We start from the raw sequence: 16645 nt of genomic DNA, 5'->3' as shown, positions 1-16645 counted from the left end.
GTTCAAGGTGAACTTAAGGTTGTAGGAGAATATAAAAAAAGCGGGGCAAATACCCCGCTTTACATTATGCTTTTAAGTTCAATTGTAATTCCAGTTCGTCGAGCTGTGCATCAGCAATAGAAGCCGGCGCGTCAATCATTACATCTCGTCCTGAATTGTTCTTAGGGAAAGCGATGTAATCTCTGATCACTTCATTTCCGTCAAGAATAGCTACCAGACGGTCAAATCCGAATGCTAAACCTCCGTGTGGCGGTGCTCCGTATTTGAAGGCATTCATCAGGAATCCGAACTGAGCTTCTGCTTCTTCTCTGGTAAATCCTAATAAATCAAACATTTTAGACTGAAGATCTCTGTCAAAAATTCTGATAGATCCTCCACCGATTTCGTTTCCGTTCAGAACCATATCATAAGCGTTAGCTCTTGCTTTACCAGGATCAGTTTCCAGTAAGTGGATATCCTCTGGCTTCGGAGAGGTGAACGGGTGGTGCATTGCATGGTATCTTTCGGTATCTTCATCCCATTCCAATAGCGGAAAGTCTACTACCCAAAGTGGAGCAAACTCATTTCCTTTTCTTAATCCCAAACGGTTTCCAAGTTCCATTCTTAATGCAGAAAGCTGAGCTCTTACTTTATTTTCGTTTCCGGAAAGAATCAACATCAAGTCACCTTCTTTTGCTCCGAATTTTTCGATGATCTTTGTTAAATCTTCTTCGTTGTAGAATTTGTTTACCGATGAGGTTTTTACTCCGTCATTCTGGAATTTTGCCCAAACCATTCCTGAAGCACCAATCTGCGGACGTTTTACCCAATCAACAAGTTCATCAATCTGCTTTCTTGTATAGTCTGCACACCCCTCTACATTGATTCCGACTACTAATTCAGCATCATCAAATATCTTAAAGTCTTTTCCTTTTACCAGTTCATTCAATTCTACGAACTCCATTCCGAAACGGATATCCGGTTTGTCATTTCCATATTTTCTCATCGCATCTGCGAAAGTCATTCTTGGGAAATCTCCGAATTCCTGACCTGTAATATCTTTTAAAAGAGTTTTAGTCATCCCTTCAAATACGTTCATGACATCTTCCTGCTCTACGAAAGCCATTTCGCAGTCGATCTGTGTAAACTCCGGCTGTCTGTCTGCTCTTAAATCCTCATCACGGAAACATTTTACAATCTGGAAGTATTTATCCATTCCACCTACCATCAAAAGCTGTTTGAAAGTTTGTGGAGACTGTGGCAATGCATAAAACTGCCCCGGATTCATTCTGCTTGGTACAACAAAATCTCTTGCTCCCTCTGGAGTAGACTTGATCAAAACAGGTGTTTCCACTTCAATGAAACCTTCGTCAGATAAATAATTTCTTACTTTCTGTGCCATTTTGTGGCGGAAGATCAGTTTATCTTTTACCGGATTTCTTCTGATATCCAGGTAACGGTATTTCATTCTTAACTCCTCACCACCATCCGTTTCATCCTCAATGGTGAAGGGAGGAAGCTGAGAATCGTTCAGAATTGTCAGTTTCTCTACCAGAATTTCGATTTCCCCTGTTGGAATATTAGGGTTTTTGCTTACTCTTTCAATAACTCTTCCGGTAGCCTGAATCACAAATTCACGGCCCAGTTTTTTAGCTTCTTCCATCAATTGTGCAGAAGAACGCTCCTGGTCAAAAACCAGCTGGGTAATTCCGTAACGATCCCGAAGATCTACCCAAATCATAAATCCTTTATCACGGATAGTCTGTACCCATCCTGATAGTGTAACTTCTTCATTCAGATTTTTCAGAGATAGCTCTCCGTTGGTGTGTGATCGAAACATAATTATTTGTTTAAAGTTCAATGTTTAAGGTCCAGTTCCGGACCTTGAATTTTTCGTTGGCAAAGATAAGATTTTTGCAGGTTTTATAAATAAAAAAAACTTCCTTTCGGAAGTTTCATCTATTGTTTTTAGTTTTTTAATCTCTATTACCGCCTTTTGCAATAAGAATTCTTTTCACTTCTTCGCTGCCTTTAGTCTCATCAGCTACTTCAAGAGGCGTTTTGTTCTGACATTTTTTATTGACATTAGCCTTGCTGTCCAAAAGGAAGTTGATAATGTTTTTTCTGTCGGACATTACACTGAAACCAAGAGGTGAATAAAGTATATTTCCAACAAGGAAACATTTGTTGTAATCTCCCGGAGCAAACTGTTTTTTAAATGTTGATATATCATCAGAATAAATGGCTTTCATCTTTTCCTGAGTCATCTTCTGGGCAGATAACATACTGCCAGACAGTAACATTCCAAATAGAAAGGTAGTAGAGATTATTTTTTTCATAAGAATAATTTTTAAGAATATACAAATCTAAATTAAATTTTATTACCAATTGCTAAGTTTTTCTAATAATTGGATTTGTATTTTTGGGATTACACAAAATATTAATTGCGAAATGACAAAATATATTGAATTTTTGAAAAAAGCATTCAGTGGTGAAGAGACCGATTTTACGAAAGTGAATATCAGAAGTGCTGTGCTGCTTTTAGCCATTCCCATGATGCTGGAAATGGCAATGGAATCCGTATTTGCTCTTGTGGATCTTTATTTTGTCGGCCATCTGAAAGAAAGCGGTTTTGCTATTCAAACTGTAGGGCTTACCGAATCTGTACTTTCGATAATGTATTCTATTGCGATTGGGATGAGTATGGCGGCAACAGCATTGGTAGCAAGACGAATTGGTGAGAAAAACCCGGAACAGGCTTCCAGAAGTGCTGCGCAGGTGTTGCTGGTTTCTTTTACGGTTACTTTTATTTTAAGCTTACTGGGAGTCCTCTACGCAGAAGAAATCCTGATCCTGATGGGTTCAAAACCAGAAGCTGCCGCTTATGGAAAAAATTTCACCAGAATTATGATGGGAAGCAGTACAATCATTATGCTTTTATTTTTAATTAATGGTATTTTCAGAGGAGCCGGAAACGCGATGATTGCGATGAAAAGCTTATGGATAGCCAATATTGCCAATATTATTCTCTGTCCGATTCTGATAAAGGGATTGGGGCCTGTACCTGCTTTGGGGCTTACGGGAGCTGCTTTGGCAACAACAATCGGACGTAGTATTGGTGTAATTTATCAGCTGTACCATCTTTTGGTTGCGGATACTCAGATCCGTATTCTGATTTCTTATTTTAAACCGAATTACGGATTAATCAAATCTATTATAAAAATTGCAACTCCCGGTATTTTTCAGTTTGTCATTGCTTCTTGCAGCTGGATTTTCCTTGCAGAACTGGTAGCAACTACAGGAGGAGAGAATGCATCGGCAGGCTATCAGACAGCTTTAAGACTGATGATGTTCTTTATGCTTCCAGCCTGGGGATTGAGTAATGCTGCGTCTACATTGGTAGGGCAGAATATGGGAGCGAATGAAATGTTGAGAGCGGAACAGTCGGTGATGAAAACCGTGAAATATAATGTCATCTTTATGCTGATTGTAAGTCTGATCTTTCTTTTTATGGGGAATTTTTTAGTAGGCTTTTTTACTCAGGAAACTGCCATTAAAGATTTTGCTAAAAATGCACTTCAGATTATGAGTATAGGATTTATTTTCTATGGAATCGGGATGGTGATGATCAATGCCTTTAATGGAGCTGGTGATACATGGACACCTACCTGGGTTAATCTTTTTGGTTTCTGGCTGTTTCAGATTCCGCTGGCCTATTTTTTATCAAAATATCTTGACTTGGGACCCAAAGGAGTTTTTATATCAATTCCAGCCGCAGAAACATTGATTACCATTGTTGCCTTTATCTTATTTAAAAAAGGAAAATGGAAGACAATAAAAGTGTAGAAAGCGTGGGTGATGGAATTCTCCAGCTTTCCTCCCTAATTTATAAAACTTTAACAGCTTCACTAATTGGATTTTAGTATTGTATTTTCTAAATTCGTGGTACAACAAATACATAATACTATGGGAAAAGGAGACAAAAAATCAAGAAGAGGAAAAATTAATTCCGGAAGTTATGGTAAAAGAAGACCTAAAAAAGCCTCAAAATCTTTTGCAGCTTCTGAAGAAAAATCTAAAAAGTAATCAAAATAAAAAGACCGAAGATCATATCTCCGGTCTTTTTTATGAAAATTAAATTAATTATTTACCTCCTAAAATATTGCCAAGGATGCTGCCTAGTCCGCCGCCGCCTTGTTGTTGGTTTCCTCCACCACCCAATACATTTCCCAGTATATCGTTCAGAGGATTTCCTGATGATTGAGATTGTCCGCCACCTCCCAAAACACTTCCTAGAATGTCATTCAAAGGATTAGACTGCTGGGCTTGAGCCTGATTGGAAGCATTTCCAAGAATTCCTCCTAAAAGATCTCCCAGGCCGCCTGCTCCTACGTTACTCTGTTGTTTCTGCTGTCCGATATAGCCCATAACTACAGGTGCCAGCATCGCAAGAATAGGACCAATTTTGTCTATTGAAATTCCTGTATTTTGTGATAACTGGTTTTCAACAGTACTTTTTTGCCCGCCAAAGATATGATCAAGAATCGATCCTCCTTCAGCCTGTCTTGCCTCAATTTGTGAAGCATCATTTAAAATACTGCCGTTATGGTCTTTATCTAAAGCATTATTTAAAGCTTCCGCTTCTTTAGCATCCTGAGATTTATTTCTAAGATAAGAAATGATAAGAGGTGCAGCAACGGCTAATAGGGCAATTACCTGATTTTTGCTGATTCCGAATTTGTTCTCAGCCTGTTCAGCAACCTGATTGCCGGTGTTCCCTGTAAGAAGGTCAATTAAACTCATTTTTGTGTTTATTAAGTATTAAGTAAACCAAAGTTATCAAAAAATATGCCTCAGAAAATAACCTGCTCTCACAAATATTGTTAAAGTTTAAGGAAGGCTTCAGCAGCCTTTAATTTTTGATAATAGGAACATTAGAACATGCTTCTCCGAACATCAGGGATTTTACCATTGGCTTTAATTGTTCTACCAATTCAATATAAGCATTTTCGGGAATTTCTTTATCTGAACATCCTTTTACAAGGACTCTCTTTCCTCTCATTTCCTCAAAATCATGAGTCTGGATGGCATTATGCATTAAAATAACTTCCAGGTCTTCACGGCTTCCAAACACTATTTTCTTAGCTACATCTGTAAGTTTTGCAGTTAAGACAAAATAAGCCCAAAGAGGAATAATGGTATCTACAGAATTGTAGATGTATATATAAGTATCTTTATATTGTTCCGTATCGATTGCATCTACCTTTTCACGGAAATCCTTTTCTTTAAGGATCATTTCCTGAAAAAGGAAATCTTTAAGATCAATACCTTTTCTTTCCCCTTTTGGCAGTAAAGTGGTAAGGTCAAAATTGATAAGGCCGCTTTCTGCAACTTTATTCCGGATTTCAAATTCTTCTGACATTTTTTATCATTATCTTTGAACAAATTTACGAATTAAGATCATATCTGTCTTAATTTGTTCTCTATCCTTACTATAGAAATGAAGTATTATATTATTGCAGGAGAAGCTTCCGGTGATTTGCATGGAAGCAACCTGATGAAAGCCTTAAAACACAAGGATCCCCAAGCGGAATTCAGATTTTGGGGTGGCGACCTGATGAAAGCTCAGGGAGGAACTCTGGTAAAACATTACCGTGACCTTGCTTTTATGGGATTTCTGGAAGTTGTGATGAACCTCCGTACTATTCTGAATAATATTAAATTCTGTAAAGAGGATATTCAGAAAAACAGACCTGATATCCTGATTCTGGTAGATTATCCGGGATTCAATCTGAGAATTGCAAGATTTGCCAAAGAGTTGGGAATTAAAGTTGTTTATTATATTTCTCCACAGCTTTGGGCATGGAAAGAAGGCCGCGTAGAAATTATCAAAAAGTATGTGGATGAAATGATGGTGATTCTTCCTTTTGAAGAAGATTTTTACAGAAAACACGGCGTTCACTCTCATTTTGTAGGTCATCCTTTGCTGGATGCTATTTCGGATCTGCAGGAAATCAGTATTGAAAAATTCAAGTCGGAGCATGGATTGAACGAAAAAGAAATCATAGCATTGCTGCCCGGTTCCAGAGAACAGGAGGTGGAAAAAATGCTTGAAATCATGCTTTCCGTAAGATCATATTTTAAAAATTACCAGTTTGTCATTGCCGGAGCGCCAAGTTTACCAAAAGAATTTTATCAGAAATATGTAGATGATAATGTTCATTTTGTTTCCAATAAAACTTATGATCTGCTAAGATGCTCGAAGGCGGCTCTTGTGACTTCCGGAACTGCAACACTGGAAACAGCTTTGCTGAATATCCCTGAAGTAGTCTGTTATCGTGGAAGTAAAATTTCCTATGCTATTGCTAAAAGATTGGTGAAAAATATCAATTATATTTCTCTGGTTAATCTGATTATGGACAGAGAAGTCGTAAAAGAATTGATTCAGAATGATCTGAATACTAAAAATCTGGTAGAAGAACTGAATAAAATCATAGCTGGAGAGAAAAGAGAACAGGTTCTGAATGACTATAACCTTCTGAGAGAAAAGCTCGGTGGAAAAGGCGCAAGTGAGCATGCTGCTGAGGTGATATTGAAAGTATAGTCTTTATCAAATCTTTTGAGAATTTAATCTACATTGTAACTATGAATTATTTTAACCATTTTCTTCTATTATTAACGTTTACATTATTTTTCTCAAACAGTTTTGCTCAGCAGAATGATGAAAGAGATAAAGTCCAGATATTTTATTACGGCTGGTACGGAAATCCTGCAACGGACGGAAGTTATCAGCACTGGAACCATGAAATCCTTCCCCACTGGAGCAACCCGAAGTGGAATAATATGGGCCATCACACAGGAGGAGATGATATTGGTGCTAATTTTTACCCGGCACTTGGAAATTATAGCTCGAATGATACAAAAATCATTGAACAGCATATGAAAATGATTAAGGACTCCGGAGTGGGAGTGGTTGTGGTAAGCTGGCTGGGAAAAGATTCGTTCACAGATAAAAGTCTTATCAAATATCTGGATATTGCAGATCACTTTGATTTAAAAATTGCCTTTCATATTGAGCCGTTCTATAAAAATACATCAGAATTAAAAGAACAACTTTCTTATCTGGTAAAAACCTACTCTCATCATCATGCTTTCTATAAAAAAGAGGGGAAGCCTTTGTTTTATGTCTACGACAGTTATAAAATTCCCAAAGAAGAATGGATGAAAATATTATCCAAAAATGGTGAGGAAACAGTTAGAAACACAGATTTAGATGCTCTTTATATCGGGCTTTGGGTGGAGAAAGATGATGCTAAATTCTTTAATAAATCCGGTTTTGACGGTTTCTACACTTATTTTGCCAGTGAAGGGTTTGTGTATGGAAGTACAACAGACAACTGGGATTTTATGGCCAAATTTGCTAAAGATCATCATTTGATTTTTATTCCTTGTGTAGGTCCTGGTTATTCCGATACAAGAATCCGCCCATGGAATGAAGCTAATTTCAAAAGCAGAGACAAGGGAAAATATTATGAGAAGATGTTTGATGCAGCCATCAGGGTAAAACCGGATTTTATCGGAATTACCTCATTCAATGAATGGCATGAAGGGACACAAATAGAGCCTGCTGTTCCTAAAAAAGCAGGTGATTTCAAATATGAAGATTACGGTAAAGATCCTTTATTTTATATAAAAGAAACGAAGCGTTTGACGTATAAATTTCTGAAAAAGAAATAATATACTTTCAAACTTAATTTTTAAAACAAAAAATAAAGCGTTCTGTTGACATTTTTAATGAAGACAGAGCGCTTATTTAGTTCTTTAAGAGTTTATAAATTCTCCTTTAATCACTTATTTTAAAAGGATAATTAATGGAAATTGAACAAGCAGCCTCTTCTTATTCTGGCAGTATGTTTTATTCTTGGAATTCTTTTTCAGGATAAAATAGCATTGGCAGAATATTTTATTGATGGGGTTGTTGGAACTTGTTTGGTTCTGCTTGTTTTAATCTGCTTTCATTCTTATTTTCTGCATAAAGCCAAAACTGTTTTACTGATGCTCCTATTGTTTGGAGCAGGCATTATCCTCCATTTTTATAATACCTCTTTGTCAGACGATAAGCTTCTGATAAAGAAACATGAAACAGTTACATTTAAGATCTCTCAGAAATTAAATTCTTCTGAAAAGTATAGAAAATATGAAGGAATAACCCGGAAGGGGAGTACATCTTTCAATTCAATTTTTTATGTTCCAAAAGACAGGAAAGAACTTGATTTTATTCACTACTACAAAGCTGAGGCTTATATTACGCAACCTCAGGCGCCAACATATGATTTTCAGTTCGATTATGCCCAATACCTCAAAAGGAAACATATTCATTACCAGATTTATATTTCAGAAGGAATTTTTTCTGCGGAACGGAATGATTTAACATGGGCAGACCGGCTTAAACAATACAGGTTTGAGGTTCTTAGAAAAATAGATAAAACAGCAATTTCAGAAAAAACTAAAGAATTTCTAAAAGGTATTATTCTGGCGGATAGAACAGAAATTGATGCAGGCACTGTCAGAGATTTTAATAGGTCAGGATTGGTTCATTTTCTGGCCATTTCCGGGACTCATATTGTGGTTGTTTTTGGGATTTTTTATTTTTTACTGACTCGTTTTACAACCTTAAAACTCAGAAAATACGCGGTCATTCTCAGTTTGATTTTCATCTGCTTGTTTGCCGCTTTTATCGGATTGGGTAATTCAGTATTGCGGTCATGCATCATGTTGAGTGTTTATTTTATTTTCGTTTTGCTTCAACGAAAGCCGGATCTTCTTCATTCACTGGCCTTGTCTGCTTTTTTTATTCTGATTGGAGATACCCAGCAGCTTTTTGATGTGGGTTTTCAGCTTAGCTTTCTGGCTGTTTTGGGAATTTACTGGTTGAATCAGCCATTGCTGAAATGCTTTCCAAAACAGGATAATGATATTAAAAAACTTTTGTATAACACCATTACACTTTCTTTATCAGCACAGTTGGCAACACTTCCTCTGGTGCTCTGTTATTTTCACCAGTTTTCATTCATATCAATTATTGCCAATGTAGTCATTGTTCCTTTTTCTGAAATTATCATTGTCTTTTCATTTGTAATGACCGGTCTTATTTCTTTGGGAATTGATTTTGATCTTATAAACAGAGTGTATGATGAAGTTATTCAGGTTCTGCTGAAGATGATCCATTGGTTTGCTGAGGTTGATTTTCTTTTCTTTGAAAATATTCCAATGAGTGGAATAGAAGTGATATCTGCATCGGTGTTTGTATATTGGTTAAGGCCGGCTATTCTGAAATTCAATGTGAAAAATAGAATGAGTTTGGTGACCGCAGTTTTACTCTTTCTGATTATAAGAAGCGGAATCACGGCTTTTGAACATCAGAAAGAAGAGATATTGGTTTATCATTTTAATAAAAGCATCGTTTTTTCAGTAAAAAATGGTAGCAGAGTATGTTTCTGGATTTCGGATATGAAAAATAAGACGGAGGTTTTGCAGTATATAATCAACCCATATTGTGCATCCAGAAGAGTAGACCATTTTGAGATAAAAACCTTGTCACCCTCCATTCAAAAAGTAGTTTTCAGAGATAAGACTTATGATCTGAAATGACGGTTCTGAATTTAGCCATTTTCCTGTATTTATAACGGGTGAAAATCTTATTTAGAAAGATTACAAACTGTCTATTTGTGAGATTTCTCACTTTTCGATATTGTTAAACTTTCTTAATTTTGTGGAAATTCAAATTTAAACTTATATGGCAGGTTTAACGAGTTCTACGATAGGTAGAAAATACGCTATGGCATTATCAGCTCTGTTTTTGCTGATTTTTCTTATACTGCATTTGACAACCAATTTGTTATCAGTTCTAAACAAAGATGCATTCAATACAGCATCCGACTTTATGGGCTATAATCCTTTTGTGCAGTTCTTAATGCAGCCTATTCTTGGTTTTGCAGTAATTTTCCATTTTGTAATGGGATTTGTATTGGAGATCAAGAATAATAAAGCGCGTCCGGTAAAGTATGCAGCAAACAACGCATCAGTGAATTCTTCATGGATGTCCAGAAATATGATTATTTCAGGAGCTGTTATTTTAGCTTTCTTGGCGCTTCACTTATATGATTTCTGGCTACACGAAATGAATTACAAGTATGTAGAAGGATTGACTCCTGATGCAGAACGTTTCTGGCCTGAGCTTCATGAAAAGTTTGCTGATCTTTGGAGAGTGGCTTTATATGTAATCTCTTTTGTTTTGTTAGGATTACACTTAGCTCACGGATTCCAGTCTTCATTCCAGTCTATCGGTGCCAGACATCCAAAATATACGCCGGTGATCAAAGCTTTCGGGAAATGGTATTCAATCCTTATTCCTGCAGGATTCATCATCGTAGCAGTTTTCCATTTTATAACTCAATAATATCAATATACTAATATGAGTAAATTAGATTCAAGAATTCCAGCGGGTCCTCTTAAAGACAAGTGGAAAAATCATAAAGACCATATGAACCTTGTTGCACCAAACAACAGAGATAAGATTGATATTATTGTTGTAGGTACAGGTTTGGCAGGAGGTTCTGCAGCAGCTACATTAGCTGAGCAAGGATATAACGTAAAAGCGTTCTGCTACCAGGATTCTCCAAGAAGAGCTCACTCGATTGCAGCTCAGGGAGGGATCAACGCAGCTAAGAATTACCAGGGAGATGGTGACTCTACTTACAGATTATTCTACGATACCATCAAAGGTGGTGACTATAGAGCAAGAGAAGCTAACGTTTACAGATTAGCTGAAGTTTCTGCAAATATTATTGACCAGTGTGTTTCCCAGGGGGTTCCTTTCGGAAGAGATTACGGTGGTCAGCTGGATAACCGTTCATTTGGTGGGGTTCAGGTAAAAAGAACTTTCTACGCAAAAGGACAAACCGGACAGCAGTTATTATTAGGTGCTTATTCTGCAATGAGCCGTCAGATCGGTAAAGGAAGAATTAAGATGTACAACCGTCATGAGATGTTGGATCTTGTTATTGTTGACGGAAAAGCAAGAGGAATTATTGCAAGAAACCTTGTAACAGGAGAAATTGAAAGACACTCTGCTCACGCAGTAGTAATTGCTTCAGGAGGATACGGAAACGTATATTTCCTTTCTACCAATGCAATGGGATCGAACGTTTCTGCAGCATGGAAAATTCACAAGAAAGGAGCTTACTTCGCAAACCCATGCTACGTACAGATTCACCCTACTTGTATCCCAGTTCACGGAACACAGCAGTCTAAACTGACTTTGATGTCTGAATCATTAAGAAACTCAGGAAGAATCTGGGTTCCTAAGAAAATTGAAGATTCAGTAGCGATCAGAGAAGGTAAATTAAGACCTGAAAATATTAAAGAAGAAGATAGAGATTATTATCTGGAAAGAAGATATCCTGCATTCGGTAACCTTGTACCTAGAGACGTAGCTTCCAGAGCTGCTAAGGAAAGATGTGATGCTGGATACGGAATTGAAAATAATGATACTAAAGAAGGTGTTTACCTTGATTTCTCTACAGAGATCATGAAAAAAGGTAAAGAAGCCGCTATCGAAAAACATATTCATAATCCTACAGATCAGCAGATCTATGATCTTGGTAAAAAGTGGGTTGAGGAGAAGTATGGTAACTTATTCGTAATGTACGAAAAAATTACAGCTGATGATCCTTACAAAACTCCAATGAAGATCTATCCTGCGGTTCACTATACAATGGGTGGTGTATGGGTTGATTATAATCTTCAGTCTACGATCCCTGGATGTTTCGTAATCGGTGAGGCTAACTTCTCAGATCACGGGGCAAACAGACTGGGTGCTTCTGCTTTGATGCAGGGTCTTGCTGATGGATATTTTGTACTTCCTTACACGATTGCAGATTACCTTTCTGCAGATATCAGAACAGGAACTATTCCTACCAATTCAGCAGCATTTGACGAGGCTGAAAAAGGAATTAAAGAGAAAATTAATTTCTTCTTAAACAATAAAGGAACTCATTCTGTAGACTATTTCCACAAGCAGTTAGGAAACATTATGTGGAATAAAGTAGGAATGGGAAGAACTCCTGAAGGGTTAAGAGAAGCGATCAAGGAAATTGAAGAAGTAAGAAATAACTTCTGGAAAAATGTAAAAGTTCCGGGAGAAGGAGAAGGAATGAACACTGAGCTTGAAAAAGCATTCAGAGTGGCGGACTTCCTTGAGCTTGGACAATTAATGGCTATCGATGCACTACACAGAAACGAATCTTGTGGTGGACATTTCCGTGAAGATCATTCAACTCCTGACGGAGAAGCGGAAAGAGACGACGTAAACTACAAATACGTCGGAGCTTGGGAATATCAGGGAGACGATATCAACGCGGAAGTGTTGCATAAAGAAGAACTGATCTACGAGAACATCGAGGTTAAAACTAGAAGTTATAAATAATCTCCAACCTATAAATATAACATTATGAGTGCAAAAAAAGGCTTACATCTTACGCTGAAAATTTGGAGACAAAAAAATAGTAAAACTAAAGGTCAGTTTGAGACCTATAAAATATCAGATGTATCTACAGACTCTTCATTTTTAGAGATGTTAGATATCCTGAACGAAAATTTAATTAACGAAGGAAAAGAACCAATCGCTTTCGACCACGACTGTCGTGAGGGAATCTGCGGTATGTGTTCTCTTTACATCAATGGTAGAGCTCACGGACCTGATACAGGTATCACAACTTGTCAGCTTCACATGAGAATGTTCAAAGATGGAGAGACTATCGTTATTGAACCTTGGAGAAGTGCTGCTTTCCCTGTTATCAAAGACTTGATGGTAGACAGAAGCGCATTCGACAGAGTAATGGCAGCAGGAGGTTTCATTTCTGTGAACACTTCCGGTAATACATTGGATGCTAACGCTATTCCTGTTCCGAAAGAAGATGCAGACAAAGCAATGGATGCTGCAGCTTGTATCGGATGTGGAGCTTGTGTAGCGACATGTAAAAACGGATCTGCAATGTTATTCGTTGGAGCAAAAGTTTCTCAGTATGCATTACTTCCACAAGGTAGAGTAGAAGCTAAGAGAAGAGTTCTGAACATGGTAAAAGCTATGGATGAAGAAGGATTTGGTAACTGTTCAAACACAGGTGCGTGTGAAGTAGAATGTCCTAAAGGAATTTCTCTTGAAAACATTGCAAGAATGAACAGAGAATACATGGCTGCTCTTGTAGATCAAGGATAGAATTGATTCAAATACATAGAAAATCGCCTTCATTTTTGGAGGCGATTTTTTTATGAAAAAGAAGACTCTGTTAAAGTTTGTTAACTTATGGCCGGATCTTCGTCATTCTTTATTTATTAACTATATATTTGAAAGGTAGTTGAATCGTTTTTATGAAAAAGCTTTCAAATGCTTTTTACCATCAAAAAGGTGTCATTCAATAATTGGAATACCCCTTTTGAACGGTAATAATAAAATTTTTAAAAAAAATAATTAGTGTGAATTAGCAAGCCCTAAAAAGCGTATTTTTGTGTAATATTAAAAATTGAAATGAAAAAATATCTTTTATTGTTTATCATCACATTCTTTGTGATGTCTTGTTCAAAAAAAGTAGAAGTAAAAGGAAAAATTACCGGAAGCTCACCATTGGAAAGAATTGAATTTGTAGAAGCTTCAGGAGTAGGAACCCTGCCTTTAATTAATATAGGTCTCGATAAAGACGGAAACTTTTCAGGAAGTTTTGATGCTCCTAAGGATGGGATGTACGTAATCAACTATGCAGGCAGACAAAGCCTGATTTATCTTGAAGGAGGACAAAAAGTGAATATCTCAGGAAACGGAGCTACCTTCCCAAATGAATATGTGATTACCGGAGATGCTAAAAAGAATAATGATTTCCTTACAGCTTCTCAGAAGTTTTTAGCTGAGTATGGTAATAAAGTTAACTTAGGCGCTTTGATGGCAGGAGATGAAGCTGCATTTTTGAAAGGAATGCATAAAATTGAAGCGGATATTAATAAAAACGTGGATGACCTTGCTAAGAAAAATAATCCAAGCAAAGGATTACTAGAGTGGAAAAAAAATGATGTGAAAGTAACCATTCTTAATTTGCTTGCCAACTATGAAATGTCTCACGGTCCTATGTCCGGAAACCCTTCTTACAAATCATCTAAAGCTTTTAAAGATTATGAAACCCAGTTAGAAACAGACAAAGAAGCGATGGTGAAAACTATTCCTCTTTACAGACAGTATCTGCTGGTAAAAATGACTCCTGATTTCCAGAAATATGCTGAAGCAAACAGCAAAGGAAAAACAGGTATTACAACTTCTGAGATGTTTGCCCAGTATTTAAAAACTAAAAAAGATTTATCTCAAACAACAAAAGATTATCTTCTTGCATTTGTAATGGCTCAGGCTGATATTCATCCAACAACTCCGGCTGCCAATATCGACAAGATTAAGAAGATCATCGATTCAGATATTAAAGATGCTACTATTAAAAGCGACCTTTTAAAAATGCAGGTAGCGATTACAGGACTTAAAATCGGAGAGGCAGCTCCCGAAGCAGCTTTAGCAAAACAAGACGGAAAAGCTTACAAGCTTTCTGAAAACAAAGGGAAACCTTATATGCTGTTCTTCTATGCTTCATGGAACCCTTACATCAGCGAAGCTACCGTACCTGTATTAAAAGAAGTCGTAAACTTCTATAAGTCTAAAATGAATTTTGTATTTGTAAACGTTGATGATACAAAAGACCAGTTTATTAAAACAAGTAATTCTTTATTAAAAGGAATTCAGGGAGTAAATGTTTACGGAGAAGGAGGATTGAACTCAGATATCGCTAAGAAATATGGCGTATACGGATTCAAATTACCTTGCTTTGTAATCATCGATAAAGACGGTAAAATTGCCAGCAGATCTTTCGTGAACCTTGGTGAGCAGGAATTGGTGACAATTCTTGATAAACTGACAGGTCTTTCTGCTCCGAAAGTAGATCCGAATGCGCAAATGCAGCCACAACTGCAGCTTGATCCATCTGCAGTGCAGCAAGCCCCACAGCCAGCAAATCCACAGCCGGCTCCAACAAAATAATAAACTTTAACACTGTATAGAAACCTTATCTTCGGATAAGGTTTTTTTTATTGTATTTTTGCAAACCGGAACGTTAAAGTTTCAATTAGGAAAATAGAAAATTTTAGAATGAGTAGGAAGAAAAAAAGAGATCTAACTCTTGAAAATATAAAATTGTTGACAGCCGGAGCAAAAGGCGTGGCAATAGGAAAAACAGAGGAAGGTAAAACGGTAATGGTAACAGGCGCCATTCCAGGTGATATTGTGAATGTGAGAGTGAAAAAAGCAAAGTCTAAATACTATGAAGGCGAAGCCATTGAAGTTCTTGAAAAATCACCGTACAGAGTTGAGCCTAAATGTATTCATTTTGGTACTTGCGGAGGATGCAAGTGGCAGAATATGAGCTATGAAAAACAGCTTGATTTTAAACAGGAAGAAGTCTATAATAATATCAAAAGGATCGGAGGAATTGATGACTTTGAAACGGTTCCGATTCTAGGATCTGAAGAACAATATTTTTACAGAAATAAAATGGAGTTTTCCTTCTCTAATGCGAGATGGCTTACTCAATATGAAATCAGCTCCGAAGAAAATTTCGGAAGCAAAGATGCCTTAGGTTTTCATATTCCGGGAATGTGGAGCAAGATTCTTGATTTGAAAGAGTGTTTCCTTCAGGAAGATCCTTCCAATGCTATTAGACTGGCTGTAAAAGAATATGGCGTTAATACTGGCCTTGACTTTTTTGATGTGAGAAATCAGGAAGGTTTTTTAAGAACCTTAATGATGAGACAGAACTCCAAAGGAGAGTGGATGGTTCTTTTCCAGCTTTACAGAGAAGAAAAAGAAAACAGAGAAAAGCTTTTTGAATTCTTATTAGGCAAATTCCCGCAGATTAAAACATTGGTGTATGCTATTAATCCTAAGCAGAATGACTCTATTTATGATTTAAATATCAATGTATATTTCGGGGAAGGTTACCTTATGGAAGAAATGGACGGATTGCAGTTTAAGATCGGCCCGAAATCATTCTTTCAGACCAACTACAAACAAGCGCTGGAGCTATACAGAAAAACATTGGAGTTTGCAGATCTTAAAGGAGATGAAGTAGTGTATGACCTTTATACAGGAACAGGAACAATCGCCCAGTATGTAGCAAGAAAGGCAAAACAGGTGATCGGAATAGAATCTGTACAGGAAGCCATAGACGCAGCAATAGAACACGCCGCGTTGAACGGATTGACAAACACAACGTTCTATTGTGGAGATATGAAAGATATTTTCAATGATGAATTTATGGCCAGCCACCCTAAAGCAGATGTGCTAATCACGGATCCTCCAAGAGATGGAATGCATCAGAAGGTTGTAGAGCAGATTTTAAAACTTTCACCTGAAAAAGTAGTTTATGTAAGCTGTAACTCAGCAACACAGGCTAGAGATCTTGCACTGATGAAAGATCATTATACTTTAGTAAAGATCTTACCGGTAGATATGTTCCCGCAAACGCACCATGTTGAGAACATTGCATTGCTTGTTAAAAAATAAATTATTTAAATTTGA

General features: G+C 37.0%; 14 protein-coding genes. 10 read left to right on the top strand and 4 right to left on the bottom strand.

All coding sequences use genetic code 11. The features are described from left to right. Positions 1 to 64: 64 nt before the first annotated feature. The gene (gene aspS, locus JNG87_RS02455) at positions 65 to 1819 is read right to left on the bottom strand and encodes an aspartate--tRNA ligase (protein ID WP_202841517.1); all 1755 of its coding nucleotides are present in this window, start codon (positions 1817 to 1819) and stop codon (positions 65 to 67) included. Positions 1820 to 1955: 136 nt separating this feature from the next. Further along, positions 1956 to 2318: a hypothetical protein gene (locus JNG87_RS02450; protein ID WP_202841515.1), complete on the bottom strand. Its 363-nt coding sequence runs from the start codon at positions 2316 to 2318 to the stop codon at positions 1956 to 1958. A gap of 112 nt (positions 2319 to 2430) precedes the next feature. Here JNG87_RS02450 and JNG87_RS02445 point away from each other — a divergent pair, with 112 nt between their 5' ends. Together JNG87_RS02445 and JNG87_RS02440 are read left to right on the top strand one after the other, a co-directional pair. After that, positions 2431 to 3825, top strand: coding sequence for an MATE family efflux transporter (locus JNG87_RS02445; RefSeq protein WP_202841513.1), 1395 nt, complete (start codon positions 2431 to 2433; stop codon positions 3823 to 3825). Between the two features lie 120 nt (positions 3826 to 3945). Next, positions 3946 to 4065: a 30S ribosomal protein THX gene (locus JNG87_RS02440; RefSeq protein WP_065119703.1), complete on the top strand. Its 120-nt coding sequence runs from the start codon at positions 3946 to 3948 to the stop codon at positions 4063 to 4065. A 57-nt stretch (positions 4066 to 4122) separates the two neighbouring features. Here JNG87_RS02440 and JNG87_RS02435 read toward each other — a convergent pair whose 3' ends face one another. Continuing rightward, positions 4123 to 4782: a DUF937 domain-containing protein gene (locus tag JNG87_RS02435; protein ID WP_202841511.1), complete on the bottom strand. Its 660-nt coding sequence runs from the start codon at positions 4780 to 4782 to the stop codon at positions 4123 to 4125. A gap of 109 nt (positions 4783 to 4891) precedes the next feature. Next, positions 4892 to 5401, bottom strand: coding sequence for a DUF2480 family protein (locus tag JNG87_RS02430; protein WP_202841509.1), 510 nt, complete (start codon positions 5399 to 5401; stop codon positions 4892 to 4894). Positions 5402 to 5479: 78 nt separating this feature from the next. On the opposite strand from JNG87_RS02430, the gene lpxB reads away from it, so the two are divergent. The 8 genes from lpxB (at position 5480) to rlmD (ending at position 16630) form a co-directional block, all read left to right on the top strand. Next, complete coding sequence (gene lpxB, locus JNG87_RS02425; protein WP_202841507.1) at positions 5480 to 6583, top strand: lipid-A-disaccharide synthase; 1104 nt, start codon at positions 5480 to 5482, stop codon at positions 6581 to 6583. Positions 6584 to 6624: 41 nt separating this feature from the next. Next, positions 6625 to 7716, top strand: coding sequence for a glycoside hydrolase family 99 protein (locus JNG87_RS02420; protein WP_202841505.1), 1092 nt, complete (start codon positions 6625 to 6627; stop codon positions 7714 to 7716). 141 nt (positions 7717 to 7857) lie between these two features. After that, entirely contained in the window at positions 7858 to 9630 is a 1773-nt protein-coding gene (locus JNG87_RS02415; protein WP_202841503.1) for a ComEC/Rec2 family competence protein, read from the top strand. A gap of 145 nt (positions 9631 to 9775) precedes the next feature. Continuing rightward, a complete protein-coding gene (locus JNG87_RS02410) occupies positions 9776 to 10438 on the top strand; it encodes a succinate dehydrogenase cytochrome b subunit (protein ID WP_062675783.1) in 663 nt (220 codons plus the stop codon). Positions 10439 to 10453: 15 nt separating this feature from the next. Beyond that, positions 10454 to 12466 carry a fumarate reductase/succinate dehydrogenase flavoprotein subunit gene (locus JNG87_RS02405; RefSeq protein ID WP_202841501.1) on the top strand — a complete coding sequence of 671 codons (2013 nt, stop codon included), beginning with the start codon at positions 10454 to 10456 and terminating at the stop codon, positions 12464 to 12466. Between the two features lie 24 nt (positions 12467 to 12490). Beyond that, positions 12491 to 13258, top strand: a complete 768-nt coding sequence (locus JNG87_RS02400; RefSeq protein WP_062675785.1) for a succinate dehydrogenase/fumarate reductase iron-sulfur subunit — start codon at positions 12491 to 12493, stop codon at positions 13256 to 13258. Positions 13259 to 13567: 309 nt separating this feature from the next. Further along, complete coding sequence (locus JNG87_RS02395) at positions 13568 to 15109, top strand: TlpA family protein disulfide reductase (protein WP_202841500.1); 1542 nt, start codon at positions 13568 to 13570, stop codon at positions 15107 to 15109. A 108-nt stretch (positions 15110 to 15217) separates the two neighbouring features. After that, the gene (gene rlmD, locus JNG87_RS02390) at positions 15218 to 16630 is read left to right on the top strand and encodes a 23S rRNA (uracil(1939)-C(5))-methyltransferase RlmD (RefSeq protein WP_202841499.1); all 1413 of its coding nucleotides are present in this window, start codon (positions 15218 to 15220) and stop codon (positions 16628 to 16630) included. Positions 16631 to 16645 lie beyond the last annotated feature (15 nt).

It is taken from the genome of Chryseobacterium cucumeris, assembly GCF_016775705.1.
Taxonomy (GTDB): domain Bacteria; phylum Bacteroidota; class Bacteroidia; order Flavobacteriales; family Weeksellaceae; genus Chryseobacterium; species Chryseobacterium cupriresistens.
The sequence above is the reverse complement of the archived record's forward strand: the minus strand, read 5'-3'. Positions and strand labels throughout refer to the sequence as shown.